Annotated in this window: 19 protein-coding genes; 2 read left to right on the forward strand and 17 right to left on the reverse strand. The window is 37.2% G+C overall.

Annotation, left to right across the window (positions count from 1 at the left end; genetic code table 11):
* The 4 genes from P1X15_RS30925 to P1X15_RS30940 form a co-directional block, all read right to left on the reverse strand.
* The coding region (locus P1X15_RS30925) for a hypothetical protein (protein ID WP_277341974.1) at positions 1-193 on the reverse strand (193 nt) is incomplete at its 3' end.
* Positions 190-927, reverse strand: coding sequence for a hypothetical protein (locus P1X15_RS30930; RefSeq protein ID WP_277341975.1), 738 nt, complete (start codon positions 925-927; stop codon positions 190-192). The genes P1X15_RS30930 and P1X15_RS30925, both read right to left, overlap by 4 nt.
* Positions 928-932: 5 nt before the next feature.
* The gene (locus P1X15_RS30935; RefSeq protein WP_277341976.1) at positions 933-1,334 is read right to left on the reverse strand and encodes a hypothetical protein; all 402 of its coding nucleotides are present in this window, start codon (positions 1,332-1,334) and stop codon (positions 933-935) included.
* The gene (locus P1X15_RS30940; protein ID WP_277341977.1) at positions 1,331-1,750 is read right to left on the reverse strand and encodes a hypothetical protein; all 420 of its coding nucleotides are present in this window, start codon (positions 1,748-1,750) and stop codon (positions 1,331-1,333) included. The genes P1X15_RS30935 and P1X15_RS30940 overlap by 4 nt, the downstream gene beginning before the upstream one ends.
* A gap of 429 nt (positions 1,751-2,179) precedes the next feature.
* Here P1X15_RS30940 and P1X15_RS30945 point away from each other — a divergent pair, with 429 nt between their 5' ends.
* Positions 2,180-2,383: a hypothetical protein gene (locus P1X15_RS30945; RefSeq protein WP_157585752.1), complete on the forward strand. Its 204-nt coding sequence runs from the start codon at positions 2,180-2,182 to the stop codon at positions 2,381-2,383.
* Positions 2,384-2,398: 15 nt separating this feature from the next.
* On the opposite strand, the gene P1X15_RS30950 is transcribed toward P1X15_RS30945, so the two are convergent.
* The 6 genes from P1X15_RS30950 to P1X15_RS30975 form a co-directional block, all read right to left on the reverse strand.
* On the reverse strand, positions 2,399-4,156 hold the full coding sequence (locus P1X15_RS30950) for a UvrD-helicase domain-containing protein (RefSeq protein ID WP_277341978.1): 1,758 nt from the start codon (positions 4,154-4,156) through the stop codon (positions 2,399-2,401).
* Positions 4,143-5,888 carry an ATP-dependent endonuclease gene (locus P1X15_RS30955; RefSeq protein WP_277341979.1) on the reverse strand — a complete coding sequence of 582 codons (1,746 nt, stop codon included), beginning with the start codon at positions 5,886-5,888 and terminating at the stop codon, positions 4,143-4,145. The genes P1X15_RS30950 and P1X15_RS30955 overlap by 14 nt, the downstream gene beginning before the upstream one ends.
* Before the next feature lie 787 nt (positions 5,889-6,675).
* Positions 6,676-8,973 carry a DUF5906 domain-containing protein gene (locus tag P1X15_RS30960; protein WP_277341980.1) on the reverse strand — a complete coding sequence of 766 codons (2,298 nt, stop codon included), beginning with the start codon at positions 8,971-8,973 and terminating at the stop codon, positions 6,676-6,678.
* A gap of 22 nt (positions 8,974-8,995) precedes the next feature.
* A complete protein-coding gene (locus P1X15_RS30965; protein ID WP_277341981.1) occupies positions 8,996-9,265 on the reverse strand; it encodes a hypothetical protein in 270 nt (89 codons plus the stop codon).
* 14 nt (positions 9,266-9,279) lie between these two features.
* The gene (locus P1X15_RS30970) at positions 9,280-9,504 is read right to left on the reverse strand and encodes a hypothetical protein (RefSeq protein ID WP_277341982.1); all 225 of its coding nucleotides are present in this window, start codon (positions 9,502-9,504) and stop codon (positions 9,280-9,282) included.
* Positions 9,505-9,524: 20 nt separating this feature from the next.
* Positions 9,525-9,845 (reverse strand): hypothetical protein, encoded by a 321-nt coding sequence (locus tag P1X15_RS30975; RefSeq protein WP_277341983.1) that lies wholly within the window; start codon positions 9,843-9,845, stop codon positions 9,525-9,527.
* A 159-nt stretch (positions 9,846-10,004) separates the two neighbouring features.
* Between P1X15_RS30975 and P1X15_RS30980 the strand changes: the two genes are divergently transcribed.
* Positions 10,005-10,448, forward strand: coding sequence for a helix-turn-helix domain-containing protein (locus P1X15_RS30980; RefSeq protein WP_277341984.1), 444 nt, complete (start codon positions 10,005-10,007; stop codon positions 10,446-10,448).
* Between the two features lie 307 nt (positions 10,449-10,755).
* Here P1X15_RS30980 and P1X15_RS30985 read toward each other — a convergent pair whose 3' ends face one another.
* From P1X15_RS30985 to P1X15_RS31015, 7 genes are all read right to left on the reverse strand, one after another.
* Entirely contained in the window at positions 10,756-11,481 is a 726-nt protein-coding gene (locus P1X15_RS30985) for a siderophore-interacting protein (RefSeq protein WP_277341985.1), read from the reverse strand.
* 374 nt (positions 11,482-11,855) lie between these two features.
* Positions 11,856-12,566 (reverse strand): FAD-binding oxidoreductase, encoded by a 711-nt coding sequence (locus P1X15_RS30990; protein ID WP_277341986.1) that lies wholly within the window; start codon positions 12,564-12,566, stop codon positions 11,856-11,858.
* A gap of 79 nt (positions 12,567-12,645) precedes the next feature.
* A complete protein-coding gene (locus P1X15_RS30995) occupies positions 12,646-13,485 on the reverse strand; it encodes a helix-turn-helix domain-containing protein (RefSeq protein WP_277341987.1) in 840 nt (279 codons plus the stop codon).
* 279 nt (positions 13,486-13,764) lie between these two features.
* Positions 13,765-14,841: a S9 family peptidase gene (locus P1X15_RS31000; protein WP_277341988.1), complete on the reverse strand. Its 1,077-nt coding sequence runs from the start codon at positions 14,839-14,841 to the stop codon at positions 13,765-13,767.
* A 503-nt stretch (positions 14,842-15,344) separates the two neighbouring features.
* A complete protein-coding gene (locus P1X15_RS31005; protein ID WP_277341989.1) occupies positions 15,345-16,061 on the reverse strand; it encodes a DUF3667 domain-containing protein in 717 nt (238 codons plus the stop codon).
* 287 nt (positions 16,062-16,348) lie between these two features.
* A complete protein-coding gene (locus tag P1X15_RS31010) occupies positions 16,349-16,819 on the reverse strand; it encodes an SMI1/KNR4 family protein (RefSeq protein ID WP_277341991.1) in 471 nt (156 codons plus the stop codon).
* Between the two features lie 118 nt (positions 16,820-16,937).
* The gene (locus P1X15_RS31015; RefSeq protein WP_277341992.1) at positions 16,938-19,418 is read right to left on the reverse strand and encodes an AAA domain-containing protein; all 2,481 of its coding nucleotides are present in this window, start codon (positions 19,416-19,418) and stop codon (positions 16,938-16,940) included.
* Positions 19,419-19,561: the final 143 nt, after the last annotated feature.

The raw sequence follows: 19,561 nt of genomic DNA on the forward strand, positions 1-19,561 counted from the left end.
GGGGGATTTGTGGCAGGGTCAAAGGGTGCAGGGGGTACTGCAAATAAGAATCGTTGTTGGAGTGGTCAAAAACGACGATAGACTTAGGGCAAACGGGACTCAAAAAAAACTCTTCGGCGAGCTGCATAGCCGTGAAGGTCTTACCCACGTCGCGGGAGCCAGTGACCAACCAAGTGTTACCTTTCAGGTTCATGGGTGTTTGGATTTAGGTTTGAACTTGGCAACGGCACCCGACATTTTTTCGGCGATGACCTCCTTCCCCGCGCTACCGATTTCGGCGACGGTGATGAGGGTCAAACTCCAAAAGAACTCGTTGGGGCTTTGGAGTTGGAGTTCGCCACGGAGGTTTTGTTCCCTCATTTGCTGAAAGATGATTTCCTCGTAAATGGCAATGACTTCAAGGTCAGAGAGGATCGCGGATTTGGCTTTTTCAATCTTACGACGTCGGTCGACGGCCTTTTGCATTCCCTGGGCCATCTCACGGTCGTGTTCAGAGAGGGCGGCATCGTTTGATTCGAGTCTTTCGACCATTTCGACCATGAGGTCAGAAGCGGCCATACCCCCCAACACGTCACGGGCAAAACGGGAAATGGTTTCGACGTATTTGAGGTTGACGGTGGCTTTCCACTTGGCCATGCTACGGAGCTTTTCTTCCTCGACTTGCGGTTTGACAACGGGAGCAGGAGGCAAGTAAGGAGCCAACAAGGGGTTGGGTACCGCCGTATCAGGCGGTGGCAGCTGGTGGGTAGTGGGGGTGGACGAAGCTTGAAAAGGTAAGGTCTCGACACGCGGGGGCGTTTGGGAGGGTAGTTCAGCTCTTTTTTGGGCGAGCGAACCTTCAAACATGCGTTTGGTGGCATTGGCGGCGGCTTGGGCGGCATCGTTAGCGATGATACCCAAATACTTTTGTTTAAGGTCAGGAAACATGGCAGTTAACGGGAGAGACGTTTGAGGAGATTGGAGAGCAGTCGGGATACCCCCGCGAAAGCATGGGATTTGAGCCAGTCGAAGACTTTTTCACGGTAGGCGTCGAGCGTATGGGCAGTTCGGGCAAGGAGTCCCTTTCGTTGCTGAAGTCGCATGATTTCCTCGGCGATGAAAGGCCGCATCCACAGTTGAATTGCTTGGGGGTTTTGGTGGAGCAGACCCATTTGGGCAAGGGTATCGGTGAGCAAACGGAGTTGGACTTCGTTTTGCACCATGATAGGGGGCAATTGCTGTTGGAATTCGAGGGCGGCGATGGCATCCACAAAAAAAGCCTTGGCTAAGTCAGGTTCAAACTCCCCAAAATCTTCCACAATGGTTAGGTTATCATCGATGATGACGAGTCTCATGGGATTTGAGGGATGAAGGTCATGAACTGATGAAGAATGGCTTCGGCATCAAGGTCGATGTCGGCGTTTTCGACGCGTTGGGCGATGTCGCGAATGGCTTCGATGACGGTTGGGTTACAGAAGGCATCGTAGGCGATTTGTTCAGCCGACAAGGGGGCAGGGATGAGCTGCCGAAGCTGTTGGTTTTCGGCTTCGAGGGCTTGCAATCGTTGGAGCAACTCGGGGGCGGTCGAATGAGCTTCTTGGGGATTGGCGACGAATTGGGCGAGGGCTTCGCGGAAAATGTTGTTGACGTGAGTGGCCCGCATTTGGGCGAGACGGAGGAACTTTTGTTCAAGGGAGATACCGATTTTGAGGGAGACTTGTTGGGTGTAAGACTCACGTGGAGCGTTGGGATTAGGGAGAGGGGGGAACATGGGCGTTAGGCTTGGTTTTGGGCGAAGTTGGGGAGGGGGAAATAAGCTTACAAAGGGGGATAGGGGGAAACATGGGAGAAGCGGGGGAATCCTAAGGAATCCAATGGGAACCGAAGGAATCCAAACAGGAATCGGATTCCTCAAGGAAATGGAGGATTCCTAGGAATCCAAGGAATCGGAATCCTCGAAAAAGGCAGGATTCCTTGAGGAATCCAAGGAATCCTAGGAATCCGAATCCAAAAAGGGGTATATATCAAACAGGAATCGGATTCCTAAATAAGTAGGTGTGTAGTAGGAATCGGATTCCAAAAACATAGTTAGGAATCCGCTAGAAATATGTAAGGTTATTAGTTGTAAATTACCCTAAAAGTAAGTTTTTTTGTTTGACAAATGTTAATGTAGCACAAAAGTAAACCTCCCTATAGTTCGATGAGACCGCTAGAAGAATTCCAGATACCTTATGAAGTAGAAGTGAATGCGAAGTTGTTAGACCGCAATGGTATATTCTCGACGAAGTATGCCGAATACAAGATGGCGAAAATACGTAGGGAGTTGGGGCTACGGTTGATTACGGTACGTACTTTCTGTGACTACTTCAAAATTGACCCTGTCAGGTTTAGTCGGTTGAAGTGAGGGGTATTTAAAAGTTTAGTAGTATTTTATCCCAGGCAATTTTAAAAAACAACTTAGGTTTTTTTTTATATTATTATAATTAAATTTACTAGCTGTAAATAATACTTGATTTTTAGCACGAGTGACAGCTACATAAAACACACTAAGTTCTTCAAGGAATTTTGTTTCATTTTCTTTGTCAATTGTAAAATTGCAATCTGTTCTATAATTACATGAACTACACATTCCATTATAATTAGGAAAAGAATCTTGTTCCATATCAGGTAAAATAATATAGTCCCACTCTAATCCCTTTGCACCATGTATCGTAGAAATAATAGTGTCAATATTTAAAGAACCAATATGTTGCTTTAATCCATAGTGTTCAAAAGTGTCTTTTATGTAGAAAATTTTTTCATCATTGTCAAATGATGAAAATTCATTAAATACCTTAAGCCAAAAAGCTTCCAAAAGTAAAATCATTGAGTCATAATTATTAGGCGAAGCAGGAGAGTATGATTTTTTGACAAAATTGATATGTTCTAAATATGATCTTTTTGATATTATATCTCTTGTAGATATTATGTCTATGAATTTTTCAAGACAAATGTTGTGGAATAAAATATAATCTGGGTCACTATCAGTAAATAGAGCATAAAAATAAGGGACGTTTTGATTGTCTAATTCTTCTATTATTAGATTAGTATTTTTGTTTCGTTGTTTAACTAATATGGCAATTTTTTTGTTTGGATACTTTTCAAGGATTTGTTTTGTGAAACGGGCAACATTCCATGCTTCGGTTTTTTGATCTGGGTATATTTTTAAGTGAATTTTGCATTCTTTATCTGTTGTTAATTTTTCTGTTTTTTTTGCATTTTCTCGTATAATGTTATCAAGTAATAACATTTCTTGATTAGATGAGAATCGGTAATTTTTTTCAAGTTTTATTGTTTCCATATTGAACTTGTGTGAAGATATATTTAATATGTTTTCTATTGCTCCAATAAAACCATATATTCTTTGAAGTGAATCTCCAAGTAAAACAACTTGTGTTTCTGATGTTATCAATAAGTTTAGTATTTCGAAACTTAAAATATTTGTGTCTTGAAATTCGTCAACTAATAGCGCTGAATAATATTTTGTGTAAAAAGATAGAACCTGAGGGTGTAGCTCAAATAAATATTTAGTTAGTGTTAATATAGAGTTGTGAGTTGTGTAGTTTTTAGGGGTTAAGTATTCTAAAACTATTTTACAGTAAACTGAAATATTCTCCTCTATATAAGTTTTGTTTTTTTTCTTTAACTCTTGGTTGAATTGAGCTAGTAATAATGCTTTTTCGTAAGGAATGGTTTCTATAATACTTTGTGTTTTTTGTTCCTCACTATCATCTATAGAATGAAACGTGTCAATATTGAAAAGATTAGGATTGAGTAGGTATCCATACTTTTTTAAAACGCCTCTGCAAAAACCATGATAATTTGATACAGTTACTTTGTTTGAAATAGATACCTCCTTTGTGGTTCCTAGTAAATGAGGTACCTGTTCTGTTACATCTCTTTTTATTTTATAGGCCGCATTAACACTAAACGTAAGAGCTAATAATTTCTTGGGAGTAGGTATTTTTCTTGTAGCAATCATGTATGCTATTTTACTTATCATCGTATTTGTTTTTCCGTAGCCTGCGGGAGCTTCTATAAGTAGCCTTTTTGAAGGAGAGAAAATGGCATTAAGTTGGTGAACATCACCTTGGTGCCTTTCTTTTATACGTTCTATTATAATTTCAAGATTGTGCATTTTTTGCTAAATTTTGGGCTTTTAATATAATTTCTTTATAAATAGACGGTATTGATTCTTTAGAAAGATGGTTTCCAATTAACAAACCCAAGGAATAAGATTTGTTAATAGAAAACCACGTAATATAATATGACTTTAAACTTTCTCTATCTGAATTTTTTATTTGAGATAATGTTAAATCATTTTTGTAGTTAGTTGTATTTAAATTGTATTTTTTGTTGCCACTTTTGTCTATTAATCTTTTATTAAGAGTTTCAGCTTCTATTTTTCTTTCTATGCCTTTTTCATCGTGTTCAATTATGATATTTTTTAAAACAACTTCCTTTTCAATGTCTATTAAAAATGATAATTCTTCTTCGAAGTCTCTCTTATTAGTAACATAATAATTTGCTTCTTCATTGCTTTGTTTTTTGCCATCGCTATCGCCTATTCCTATGCAGGGAATACTAAAATAACTTACAACTTGCATTAATTGTTGTATGCTATCTCCCCGCGCCTGAATTATAGAAATACCAAGGTCGTCTAACTCAACAGACATTGTGTTTGCAAATAGAGGAAAACTTGAAAATTCACTATCACCTTCAACAAAAATCACACATCTTGAAAAAAAAGCCTCTTTAATAAATGGAAAATTTATGTGAAGATGCTTATTTAGATGTGGAGGTATATGTATTTGAGTTCCTGATATAATGCAAGATTTTTTGTTTTCTGGAAAAAATCTTATTATTTGTTTGTAATTGTTGAGTAGAATATTGGGAGAGTGAGTGGCGATGATTATTTGTCCAATAAATTCATCTATATTAAATAGATCTTTAACTAACTCTTGAAATTCTTTATTCTCATTAAATATAATAGAGTTCAAGTATTTGATTAAAGATCTTTGCATGTAAGGGTGTAAATGAATCTCTGGTTCATCTAAGGCAATTACTAACGAAATGAATTTTTTTCCCTCTTTGTTTTCAAATATTCCTTTATCTCCTCTTTGGTTTTTTATGTACTGTAACTTTTCAAGGATTGATAGTGTAGCAAGTATTAAAAACTGAACACCATATCCTGCTCTTACTAAGTTACTACCCATGTCATCTTTAAATACTATGATTTTTGAGAGCATATTCTCTATGCTTTCATCTTTTGATGCTTCAATGTTAAAGTCTTTAAAAGATTTTATTTTGCTAATTACTTTATTAATTGATGCTAGTAGTTCATCTAATTTTTCGGTTTTTATAAAATCATATTCCTTGTTTTTGCCATTTTTGAAATGCTGAGATATTATATGTTTTAAGAATTTTCCAACACCTATACCTTTATCAAAATTTATTTCAGTTATAGGATTTCTTAAAGAATCGTAATATATGTAATTTATATTCCTAATTAAAGAATTGGGAATGTATAATCCTGTTTCTTTGTGGAAAAAATAGATTGAGTCCTCGACGGTTTCTTGTAAGGCATTTATGGTGATTCTTGAACACTCTTCTGGAGTAAACAAATCTTGAAAATGTCCTATTTCTTCTTGGTTGAGTTTTAGTTCTATTGTAAGGCTGATAGGAGATGAAATATCTTTGAAGTCATTTTCTTTGAAAGCTCTTTGAGTAAACAAAGTATTTAACAATAATATTAAGTTAGATTTCCCGAGATTATTTTCCCCAACAATAAAATTGCAATTTTCTTCAAATTGTATGAAGCAATTATCTAGATTCCTATAGTTATATGTTTGTATGCTAATAATTTTCATTTTGTTGAGTATTTTTGATTGTTTTTTGTTAAATATATTTTTTATTATTCTTCTGTTTTATTTGAAATGGTATTATTGTGCCATCATTGAAAACTTTATTTAATAAACAGAAGGAGAGCAGAGTTTTTTGCATGGTTCAATTTTTTTGAATTCTCTGTATTTACTGAAAATTTACATCTAGTAGATTTGTTTTGAGTTATTGTAAACTATAGTTGCAATTGCTATTAATTGTATTAGAACTATTTTAGTTCTTTTCATAAATTATACAACAAGTTTAACTTAAGTGGCTTTTCACTCAACTTATCAATAGTATGTGTTAGCTCACCACAGATTTCCTAGTACCGTCATAAATATTGCGGACTAACTATAATACTCACTACTAGCTTGGAAGCAAACAAAATCATGGTAAAGAGGTTTTAAAACAGCTGTGTTGTGTACTTTTCAAAGAATCGGGCTTGGTGGGTTTGCACCACTGGTGAAAACCCACCAAAAAATAGTTACAAAAGTAACAAGTTACAAGATAGCAATTTGTAACTAATTGTAACTTTTTGTAACTATTTTTTTTAAAAAAGTTACATGGCTAATAAAGTGATTATCTGCTACTTACTACTCATTGTAACTTTGTAACTTTTTTAGAGGTACTTTTTTGAAAATCTCACTTTCAGTCCTGCAACACCCCCTTTTGGCTTGTAACTTTGTAACTTTTCTTTTTGGGGATTTAGTTACAAAGTAGTTACACAAAAAAGCCAAGTATCTCATTTTGTGATACTTGGCTTTTTTCGTTGGCTTAAAACGGTAATTCTGGTGGTGGTTCTGGAATTTGTACTTTTCCAATTTCCCAAATTTCCCGATGGATGCAGTAACATTTACCCACCCGCGATACGGGAGAAAAATCATCGGGAACAATCGAAAAGGCTTTCAAACTGTAAAACTGGTACCGTGTAGATGTTGGGGTAGGCGTATATTCTAAGTCGTTTTTCAGACTCCTGACCAATGCTACACGGTCAATGAATTTGGAGTTGTCTTTTAGCTCATCGGCAAGGTCTTTGGCCGTAAAAGATAATTCCTTCAGATAAGGCCATGTATCGAAACAATCTTGAATGTAGTTTCTGATTTCACGCTCAACCACCGAAATGTTGGCATCAATGGCCTCGTCTAGCTCATTGGTTTTGTACACCTCAAAATCAAAGTACATACGCCCTTTTTGGGGGTAGTGTAACTCACGGTTCAAAAGAAAATGCAAAAAAGCGGGAATCTCCTCCCTGAGTTTTTGTTGCATGTGGGGGTCTTTTTTCTCCTTGGGGAAAGGTGGTACCGTAAACACGGCGTAGCGCGTTTCCCCCTTTCCGATGTAGAGCGAAGTACCCACGTTGTTGGTACAAAACACAAACTTACCAATCCAGTCCGTTTCGTACTCAGCTACGCTTTTCTTCTTGACGATGACCTTTCCCACTTCGGTCGACATGCGTTTGATAGCCTCGGAAGTGGCCTTCTTTTCCAAACTCGTTTCATCGACCACAATCAACAATTTTTCCACAAAAGCACTGTTGAAATCCCCCTGTAAATCGGCATTGCCAAGCTTGACGCTGTTGGACTCGAAAATATCCCTAAGCCACTGACCAAAAGTACTTTTACCCGTTTCGCGTTCCTTGGATTGGAGCAGCAAAATGGGTAACAATTGGGCGGGACGTTGGTAGAGAAGTTGCATGTAGTCCAGGGCAAATTCAAGCTTATCGCCAAAGATGTGTTTGAGCAGGTTGAGCGAGTTTTCGTAGCTACCCGCTTGGGGCTGATGACTCAACGGATAGTAAGTGTTGTAGCACTGGTTGATTTCGCGTCGGTAGTTGTGGTGAGAGGGAACGAGGCAAAATCCTTTGTAGCGTTTGATGAACAAATGGGCATCTTTACCGTAATCGTCGGTAATGGTGACTTTCTTTCGTTTGTCAAAGACGGTTTCCATTCGTTCCTCTTTGTTGGGCTTTTGGTAGGCTTCGTAGTAATCATCCCCAATGCGCACGAAGTTGTTGATAGCATCCGATACGAGCCGTTTAAGTTCGAGGCCGTTGTATTGGTAGAAATAGCCATTGAAGCGAAATTTTTTGTCGGTCAAAACCTCTTCGTACTTGGAATAGAAGGATTCGGCGTTGTCGATACCAAAGTAACTTTTGAGCTTTTTGAGGCTTTTATCCGTCACATTTTCGATGAAAAAGTAAGGATTTTTGAGCTTGAATTTGAGGAGTTCTTCGACGATTTGGGGGACTTTATCGGCTTGCTCACAAAACAAATCATCAATGCCCTTTTCGGGCCTTTCGGGGTTGAGATGCGCAAAGTAAACGTCACATTCGAGGTGTTTGGTGTACTCACGAAAATTGCGGACGGCACTGTAAAACAAGGTAGGTCTTTTGGCGAGGTCTTTATCTTCGTCATACTCGACGGTAAGGCAGTCATTATCAAGGAGAAAAATCAGGTTTTTGACCTGACATTGACGAATCACGGCTTGTAGTTCGGTGTTGAGGGTGTTTCCTCCATTGGGGTCTTTTTCGTGGGTGTTGTGAATACCTTGTACGCCCACGCAAGCGAGTCCGTGCATACAGGCTTTGAAGGCTTTGAACTCCCCTTCGGTGACGACGAGGGTTTTAAGCTCGGTAGCCTGATGATATGCCTCCAAAATCGTGGGCGGGAAGAAAACCTCCGTACCTGCCCCGCGTGGGGTGAGGTATTTGGGCATTCCGTTGGTGCATCGAGAGGGGTGTAAACGGGTACGTACATACGCGGCCTCTTGTGATTTTCCTTTGAAGAAGCTCTTCCAACCATTGATACCCGCGTATCGAATGAGAATATCGCCGCTTAGGTTTTCGGAGAAAATGGGGAAAGTTTGTCGGGCGTAGTCGTCGGTAAAAGAAGCGGCTGTCAACTCATTGAGTTCGGGGGTGATGGCCAATTGAGTCAACCGCTGTTGGAAATAGGAGGGGACAGACTCAGGAATAGGAGTAGATTCTATGGGCATTTTAGTATCTTTGAGGGGGGAGAAAGTCACTTCCCACTTTTTAGCTAGATTGATAAGATAAAGCCGATGCGTTACCATCGGCTTTATTGTTGTCCAGTACCTACTTAGATGGTGGTACTGGAGTGCAATGACAGTGGAAACGGTCTTGGTTTTTCTGAAGCTTCTCAAAGAAATCAATCAGGGACTCATAGGAGAAATAAAGCCCCGACCTTTCGGTGGCAAGTTTACCATTGATGTCTTCGGATTCAATCCAAACCCTCATGAAAGTTTTGAGCAAATAGAGGGCATCTTTGGGTTCAATGTCGGTCATTAATTGGTCAAGGATTTCGAGGTCAGTATGGTCGAGGGGAGGGGCGATAAAGTTTTGCATGGTATATATTGGTATTAGAGGTTATCATAGATTTTTTGTAGCTGTTGGGTATGTTTAGCTTCCCATAGCTCGACGATAGTTTTGAGTCCTTTAGCGAGTTCGTGAGCGTCAAAGCGATGGTCTGATTTGGAGCGCATGGCGGCCAAGTTGAGACAGGTTTTGAACTCTTGGGCATCGAGGTGAACCTGTCGGATTTGGTCTTGCAGGTTTTGGGCTTTACGCAGGGTATCAGGAGTCATGTTAGCAACTGATTGGAGGCTTAGGCAGGGGTGAGGGAGTTGGGAGCGGGAAGGGAGTAGCCAAACTCTTCAGGCATAGCGTTGAGGGTTCTAATGAAGAGGGTACGGAAGTGGAGCGGGTCAAATTTTGGGATAAGGTTGTCAATAACCCAATCGGCATCGGCTTCGGAGAGTTTAGCACCTTGATTCTCCATTTTACGAAGTAAGGTTCGTTCATGGCCGTATTTTTGGGTTTCGTAGGCTTGTTTAAGCCAAGTTCTGGTCGGGTGTCGGTCGCCGAAGTAGGAGAATAGAGCAGCGGCGAGCTGACGTTTTTGGTTAGGTGTAAGTTGGTTCATCATGGATTTAAACCGTTTGATAATAAATTAGATTTTACTTGACATTTTTTGTCGGTTTTTACGTTAATTTGTCAACGTTTGGCACTTAATGTCTTTAAATGTCGAACAAATGTAAGATTATAGGAGTTAAAAAGTCAAGTAATAGGAATAAATATATTTTCAATGGAAACACAAACTAAAAGTATAGGACTTATTATCAAGCAGTTAGCTAAGGAGAAGAACCTTTCTGCTATAGAATTGGCTGAACGTATGCAGATAACTAGACAAGGCGTTTATGACACTTGGAATAAACAAAACATGTCTATTGATAAAATTAGCCAATGGGCTACAGCTTTAGGAGTTACTTCAAAGTTTATTCTTGACAAATTGAATCAAGATGACAAGTTATATGCTGAAAAAGTGTATGAAGTAGCACAGCCAGATGGCTATTTAATGAGATACTTAGCAGAATTGGAAGCAACTGTAAAGGAACTTAGGGAAACTGTAAGGAGTCAAGCCCATACAATTGAAGTATTGGCGGGAAAGTCGGATAGTGTATCCTTAGCCAGATTTGCTATTTTTTTTATTGCTACAATGAGCAAATTTGGGTACACTATGTTAAGCTAAGGGCTTAAAATGGCTAGTAAACAAGAATATTAGCGTTGGTTCGAATCCTTGTCCGCCAACCAAAAGTTTAGTATAACTTATAGTGTTACCAAATAAGCCCTCATTAGAGGGCTTATTTGTTTTAAGGCCTATACGAATTCAGGTTATCTACTAAATTTCGTCAACACTAAATTAACGTTTCGATTGCTTGCTGAAAAATTTTGAACTTGTCTTAAGCTTTTCAAGTCGAGAGGAAAATTTGCTATCAAATACTCCTTAGGGTAGGTTGTGATGGTTTTTAAAATTCCTTGTTAGCAGTTGGGGTATTTTATTCAAGTCCCTTTTTGTCTGGATTCCAAAATGGTTTCGTTTTTATTAGTTTCGTGTCCCAATTTAACTCTCGTCTGAAGAATTGGTTTAGTGCAACACAAACTCTGCTGTCGCCACCAACATAAACTATCGTTTTCCCTTTCAATTTTGGAATAATTTCTTTGATTTTATTGATAATTTCTTCTGTCGGATTTTGAGGCAATTCGTAAAATTCAAAAGGTGTTGTTCCGTCAATGTCGGCGTATACTTCATTTTTGTGTTGGCTGTATAAAATGCTTTCAATTTGTCTGTCTTTGGGCAAGTTTCGTCTAATCATATACAAGTGAGATAATGCCGATAAGTCGCCAACCATTAAATAACTGTCTGCGCTTTTGTCTACAATGAAGTTTCCTTTTTTCCAAGTGAAGTAAACTTTGTCGCCTACTTTTCGTTGTTCAATCCATTTAGCACCTGAACCGTTGCTGTGTGTTGCGATTGCCAAGTCAAGCGTTCCGTTAGTTTGGTCAATCTCCCAAACAGAATAACTTCTCACAAAGTCCTGCATTGTCAAACTTTCTTCTGTCAAACCGATACCAACACGCAAAAAATAACCTGCAACAAATTCAGCGTTTTTTATGTCTTCACTTTTTACACGAATTTTGTAGGCCGTTTCCGATATTTTTTGTTTTTCAACGATTATGCTCTCTTTGAGGACCCGTTTCAATATGTTTTTAATAATTCCCATTTCTGTTTGTTTTAAGATGTATCATTTTTGCCTTCTGACTAACAGTGGGCGACTTGCCGAAGGCAGAGATTTTAGTGCAAATGATTATCCGAAGTCACCCTTCCTTACGCAAAACCGCTATTAGCCGCTGCCCTTGTTTCCATTCAGTCGGGCAATTCTGCACATTCATAGTCATTGTCTTCAAGTAGTTTTATGGTTGTTTCTCGTATTTCAAACTGGCTGTCAATACGAAGAATTTTGTCGCAGTCTTCCAGGTCAAAATTCCATTTAGAATTTGGAATAAGATGCTTAAATTTTGACACCAGTCCTTTTATGGCCTTTTTTGTTTTAACCGAGGTTTTAAATACATAAATCATATTTCATAATTTTAGTAGTTATAACCCTTTTTTACCTTCAAGCCAATATCCTTGAGAATAGACATTCCCTTGGGTTTTGTTTTTTAGCACTTTTCTGAATACCTGAACAGATTTGACGTTTCCTACTAACGCAAAATTGGCATTAGTCCATTCGTCAGTTTTGAACAAAGGCAAATTGCCTATCCATTTTTCGTTTCTGAATGAACCGTTTTTTTGGAAAACAGTGAAGTTTTCTAACCCCAAAAGTTCGGGAACGTTTTTGTTTTCTTCATCCAATTCAAAATAGAATTGAAATTGATGATTATTGTTTTTCAATAGGGGTAATAACGAACAAGCAAGACCCAACGAAGTTTCATCGCCAAAAAAGAATTGGTTTTCTACGCTGGGATCGTACAACTTTTTTCCCCTTGAGGGACCAATATAAGTTTCATCGCCTGCTTTTAGGGAATCAAAATAGTTACTTCCAACGCCATTGGTATGTATATGAAAGATGATATCTATTATTCCTTTTGCCTTGTCGTGATAAGCTGCCGTATAATTCCTGTATTCAGTTTCTGAAACACGAAGCACATTGGCATAGCCAATCTGAAAATTCATTTTTGATATATCTCCTTGAAAACGAATTTTCTTAATCTGTGAACTGATATAGGAAGTTTCTAAAACTTTTGCGTTTGTTCGAAGCGTGCCTTCGAACAAATTACTTACCCATTTTGGTATGCTTGAAATCATTGTTTATTGCATTTTAATTCAATGCAAAGGAACAGTGATTGAAAGTTTAGAACAATGCAAGAATAAGGTAAGTATTGGACTAATCGTGGTTTTTGTTTCGGAACGCCAAAGCGGTCATTCCGGAAACTTTGGTAAACAACCTTGAAAAATAAGGGTAGTCGTCATAGCCTAATTCTGTGGCAATTTCTTTTACCGATATATCAGAATGGTAAAGCAAGCGTTTGGCTTCTAAAATGATACGTTGCTGTATATGATGCGAAACAGAATGCCCTGTGGTGTTTTTCACGCATTCGTTCAAATAAGGTGAAGAAATATTTAATTGCTGGGCATATTCTGTCGGTCGTTTGGCAGTAGCAAAATTTCGTTCCAACAACGCTTTAAAGGCTTTGGTTACGATTTCATACCGTGAAAGCTTGTCAAATGGTTTTGATTGGACTAAATACTGTGAAATAACAAGTCCGGTTAAGGTATTGCAACTACCTTTTAGCAAAGAGTAATATAGCTTTTCGTTTTTTCGGTCAGATAGATTGATGCAAAGTGATACAGCTTTGGAAATAATAGAGAATGTATCTTGCTTTAATGCCAAAGGTTTTGCTGGTGTGATGTCTCCCAATAATTTTAGATATTCAGGATTCAAGTTTTCGTTACTAATTGCCCAAATACATACAGTTGCGTTCTTGAACTCCAAAATTCTATGCACTTGATTTTGGTGAACGAAAAGTACCGATGAGGGTTTTACGGTATGTTTTTTAAAGTCAATTTCAATAGTAGTAGTTCCTTTTTCTTGCAAGAAAAACAAGTGGTATTCGTCTCTGTGCGATTGTTTTATGCTGTTGAACTCCTCAAACTGTTCGTATAAATGAATATCCTTGCTCGCCATTTTTTCAATGAATATGCCTGTGCCGAATTCGGCTGTCATAGGATTTACAAGTATAGAATTTGTTTTCTTTGGCATTGTCTAATTTTCGTTTCAAATTTAAAGCAAATTTTCTTAGGCCTGTCAGATTTTGGAATGGTAGGCGGTCGGATTGAGTATCGTCTCACCATTACCGCCAACGGTTTGTGTATTGGCGCTGCTGAGACATTTGAAAACTTCAGCCCAACCCTGAAAGCTTTCGGGAGACAAATGCCCGATAAAATCATAGAAAGCGCTCCCATGTCCGCCTCACTATTGCCACTACGATGTTGGGGTTAGTTTTTATTTTGAAAGCACCACTTTGTTCAACCACTCTGACATTGCTTCAAAATAACCATCGCATGGCGGTTGAGATTTATTACTGTTTTCAATAGTTTCTTTCATTCCGCCTGTTTTACAACTTTTAAGGTTATGGTTACAATTAGGAAAAGTCTTTATTGTTAGCTTAGCTTTTGTCTTTTTTCCTATTGTTTCTTTATATAGAGCAATAGTTTGCCTCCAATTGACATTAGCGTCCTTTTCTCCAAAAATGGCTAATACAGGGCATTGGATTTTCATAAGCGTTTTTCGAAAATTGGGCACATATATCATTAGCCCTGTTCTTTTGTCAAACATATGACCTTCACTGATAAATTGTTTTTGCTTGGATAGATAGGACTCTTTAGTTTCTGAAGAACTGTTTAAAAAAATCCAAAATGGGTCTCTCCTTAGATTTTGTGTCGCTTTTTCATGCTCAGTAAATGTTCCACCTTTTCTAAATATATCATTACCTCGCTTCCATTCTGAGATCAATAGTTGTATATCGGTTTCACTTCTGCCTTCAATTCTAAGATTAGTTTCAAGCAAGTAGCCAAAACTCTCCTTGTCGTCTGTTCCACTCGCAGAAATCCAATAAGAAATTTTTGGGTATTGTTCAATAACCAACGGGCAAATCCATCCTGCACGGCTAATTCCCCAAAGTCCAATATTGTTAGCTCCTGCAATATTTTTACCTTCTATTTCTTTAATTGCAGCAAGAACCTCATCGGCACTACTTTGCACGGTTTGATTTATGTCAAAGTCGCCTTCACTTTTTCCACAACCGGGTTTATCCCAAATAACACAGGCAAGTCCAAGTTTTACAAAGTTTGACCGTAAATTGTAATACCCATTACCTTCTACAATATTACTTTTTCCATAACCTTGAATAATTAAAATTATTGAAGTAGGCGTTTGCCCAATTGGTAAATCCAGAAGCCCACTAAGTTTTTTACCATTATGAATAAACTCAAAACTTTCTGTTTTAATCTGTCCAAATGCAGAGTTGCAGACGAACATCATCAGGATAGTGAAGAATCGAAATGATATATTTTTTTTCATTTGTTAAGTGTTTTTTCTGCCGGAACTGTGCTACTAAAATTACCACCAACGTTTTGGCGCTTGGCGTTCGGGCGGTTGTACGAAGTTGAGGTGTAAGAAGAGAGGCCTTAAGCTCTTTGAAGCCGAAATGAGAAAAATATTTTGCAAATTTTAGATTTGAGAAGTCTTTTTCTCATGGTTTTTGGCTAACCTCGCCGCGCTTGAAAGCTCTGATTCCCACACCGCGTGGATTAGCTAAAAACCGGCTACTTGCTCTCGGCCTACTGCTGGCCCCACCTCAATTTTGTTCAACAAAATACAGACTAAACCCTTTCGCCTACACCCCAAATGTACCTACTTTCTATAAAATGCACCTAATTGTTTTATAAGATATGATGTAAATTTTTTCCCGAAGTGGGAAAAGTAGCGCATTTTACTTTCATTTTGTAGTTGAATAAACCTAGCTTCAGTTGAAGATTTGGGGGAATTATTAATCTAGGTATACAAGCTTTTTAAATCTGATTTCAATGCTTTATCATCATATCTATTAATACCCCCAAAAGTATTGCTAATAAGCAAAAAGTTAACAATCCCAAAATGTATGCAAAGAATGCCTTCACATAATTGATGATTTTGCCTTTTCCAAAAAATTGACCAATTGCCCAAGTGCAATATACAACTCCTACAATTCCGCCAATATTCATTAAGTTTATATTGGATATACCTTGAAGGAGAGAAAATAGCGCAAAAATCAGCATCGCCATCCCCATTACAAAACATAACAAGATTAATATTTCAAAAAAATTGTAGTGGAATTTCCTGAAAAAGATTTTTAGCCAAGCCGTAATGAATACACCCATTATGATATTTGCATATCCATAATGTTCTTGTATCCACTTGAAAATTTTAACGGGGGTGCTTAGTTTGTCGCCTTCAAATTTCACATAATTGTCTTCTATGTGAAAAAAGTTGGTCAAAATTGAATATATTAAGGAAGTTATAATTATAAAAATAATTGGCTTTACCAGTCTACTTCTATTTTCAGAAAGATAGCTTCGTATATTGTGACCAGGGTTTGTTATGAGTTCTCTAATAGTAAATAAAATCCCACGTTCAAAATGTAGAACGTGTTCAACTTCATGGATTATATAGTGCCCGTCAATTCTTTTTAGATTTTTAGGCTGTCCACAATTTGGACAATAGTTTAAAGTTACTTCAGTGTTGCAGTTTTTACAATTCATTTTTGTGAATATTTTTTTAGTGGGTTTTTATTTGTTTGTTGGTGATTGAATATAGTTTCTACTAATGGGTTGTAGGTGTGACGTTTATAGTAGTCTGAAAGCTTTTGGATATGGAATAAACGCATTCCGAAAACTAAGGGAACTGAGCTTATTACTTTACGTTCGGGCGGATTTCGGAGTATAAAGTTTCCATTTATTACTAAAGTTTAATAGTAGCATACATATCCAAGTGTTGTACATCACCCGGCCTGAAGCAGAACCCGTGTTAGTGGCAGTATATTTTCTTCTCATACTTTAATCGTTCCATTTGTCCACCACTCAATGAACTTTGTCAGGTTTGGAGCAACCCAGCTTCTACTGTCATCATCATGATTCCATATGAAAATGTCGAACCGGTCACACTTACCATTGAGCGTAACGAATCCGAACAAATCTCCATTTCCCGCGTCTGAAAAGAAAAGTAGTTGGTCAAATGACATATACAGTTCCTTAAAGTCTGGATAATTGCGATATTCCGTATTCGTTTCAATCACTCTCTCAACTGTCCAAATAAGTTCTCCAATTTTTTCTCCATTCAGATTCTCATTTATCCCATTTGTCTGTCTGTATAATTCAACGAGTTCGTTTGGTAACTCAGCAAGATTGAATTTTACTTTTAAGTTATTAAGCGATTTTTCAGTTGCAGGTAACGCAAAGCCGAATTCAGTTGTCTTGTCAAGTTGTTTAAGTTCGTTACCTATGTATTCCTTCCAGTTCATTATTGGAGTCGTGTTATATTGCCACTAACGTGAGCATCTACGCATACCGCCGCCTGCGTTGGCTTTGTGCGTTGGGCTTTGGCGGCGGTTGGCGTAGATGCGTTGTTCCATGCTTTTTCTAATTTAGTCTTTCACCGACTTTTAGCAATCCTTGAACTAATTGACCGTTTGCGTTAATCCAAAAATTGTGATTACATACAATTATCAGTTCTTCTTTTGCTCTACTAACGGCTGTGTTGATTAAATTTATTCCTTTTGATGTTTTGTTTTGACTATTAGTGAACCACATATCACTTGTATCTGAAATACTCAAAATCACTGTCTTCCATTCACGACCTTGTGAACCATGTACAGTTGATATTTTGTGTTCTTTTCTTAGGTCTGGCAATAATTTCCCTATTAATTTTACTTGATTTGAATAAGGTGTTAGAACTATAAAATCTTTTGTATTTAATTTTCCAGACATAATAAAGTCATGTATTGCTTGTGCTTCTCCATGATTTTCTCTCTTATTCGTTGGGGGGATGCTATTTGTCACGTGAATAAATTTTATTTTTGTTGTTCCATTGAGTTGTGCCGAGGAAAAACCATTTCTATATACAAACTGATTTAACACTTTGGCTAAATTATCTCCAAAACGATGTGTCTTCTTTAAATCACTTTTACTAACCTTTGAAAATGTAGGTTCATTATTGTTTAAGTAATCTAAGAAAATTTCGCCTTTTGATTTTTTGAAAATATCTCCAATGAATATTGCTGATTGAGACCAAATAAAAACATCCTTATATTCTTCTTTTGTTGTCAATTTGTCATCATTTAGTTCGCAAACTGGGGGTAGTTGTAAGTGGTCACCTAAAAACGTTACTGGTTTTTTTGACCTAAACATTGTCAACGCTTTAATTGCACACGCATAACCTGCTTCATCAAGAAAAAAATGAGCAACGGGTAACTCCTCATCCGCAAACCTGCCAATATAACAGTCAAGTGTACAGGCTACTATATTTACACCTTTCAAACGCTCTTCTGTCGTTTGCGACTTTAAAAATTCTTTTTGTTGCTCAAAATCACTCAGGATTTTATGAAGTTGAGCAAAAGAGAATTTTGTATATTCTTGGGCGATAGAGTTTTTAATTGTAAGTTCTGTGTGCAATTGTTCTGCAAATTCATCAACCTTTTTCTTTTTAAGACTTCTATTCCCAAGATTAATATCTGAAAGAAAATTGAAAATTTCTGTGTTAAATGTTATGCTGTCTTTTATAGTATTGAAACACTGGTTAAAGGTGCTTTCGTTTTTGTGTTCAAGTAACAAGTTGTTATAATGAACCTCGATTTTTTGTGTTTCTTGTTCCAAAATACCTATCTGCTTTGCTATTTCAAATTCTTTTGATCTAAGGGTTTGATTTGATTTTTCAAGTTCTTTTTGTTTTGACGGTAAGGTTGTCAATATTTCTGATAGACGATTTTCCTCTCTTGTCAAATTTGCACTTGAAAACACTTTTTTAATCGAATGAAAAAACGATGCAATGCTTTTTTCTAAACTTTTCTGTTCAAAATTTAACTTTTCAATATCTTGCTTTATTTTTTCATAATTCAAGTTTAAAATATCAAGTTCCCGTTGAAATTTATCTTTTTCTATTTTTAAGTCATTCTGTGCGATTGATAACTTTTGCTTAGTGCTATCAATATTAACTTTAATTTGGTTCTTTTTTTCAATTTCCGCTTCAACTGTTGAAAAGGCATTTATTGCAACCTTTACTTTTTGATAATTCTTGCTAATTGCCTCGCTTTCCAACACTTTTTGGATTATTTCGATTTGCTTTTCAATCTCACTTATCTTTTTCAAAATGCCTTTTGCTTCACACACTTCGGGGTACTGCTCTGCAAATGCTTTGGAAGGATTGCCAAGCCTTATAATTTGTTTTCTATCCACACCTTTTTTATCTGTCATTCTAATTACCCCCCTCAGTACTTGCTCAATTGCATTATTTGTTGGTGCTAATATTGCAACCTTGTCCCCTTGCTCAATGTATTGGGCAATTACGTATGAAAGTACGAGTTGAGTTTTGCCTGTGCCTGGTGCGCCCCATACATAAGAAAAAGGAGAAATAAGTATATTTTGAATTGCTTGTTTCTGTTCTTCGTTTGGTTGCTCAGCAAAAAAACTCGATGGAATATTGTTGCTTTCAGTTGTAATTGGTAGCCCTACAAGAGTTCCGTTTTTTTTATACCAATCTATTACCCTTTGAACTAAAAATTTGAGGTCGGATACAATTAATATATCTCGATGATGCAAAGCGATGATATTAAACTCGCTTTCTTTTGGCACTTTGATAATCAAATAATTGCCGTCTATATCATACTCAATTACTTTGATTTGGTTTGTATCATATTGTTTATTAGAAGTTTTGTCAATAAAAACAACAGCATCTAAATCAAATAATTTTTTGGCTAACCTTAATTTATGGATATTCTCGTCTTCTTTAACGATTTCTTTGCCATAAACCTCGACCACAACTCTCCCTAATTCATTTTCATCGAGATAGTTATAATAGGTTTGCGAGGCTTTTACGCACAATTCTTGAATTTCTTCTGCTGTCATTCGAGATTATATTTTTTATTTATTTTCTTTTTTTGATTGCATGGAATATGGAATAGCCGAAGTTCCCTGAAATAAAGACCGATTAGGTCGAAATGTAAGGGAATTTTGGCTATTCCCTGTTGGACGAAGTTGAGGTGTAGGAA

It is taken from the genome of Runella sp. MFBS21 (assembly GCF_029433105.1).
Classification (GTDB): domain Bacteria; phylum Bacteroidota; class Bacteroidia; order Cytophagales; family Spirosomataceae; genus Runella.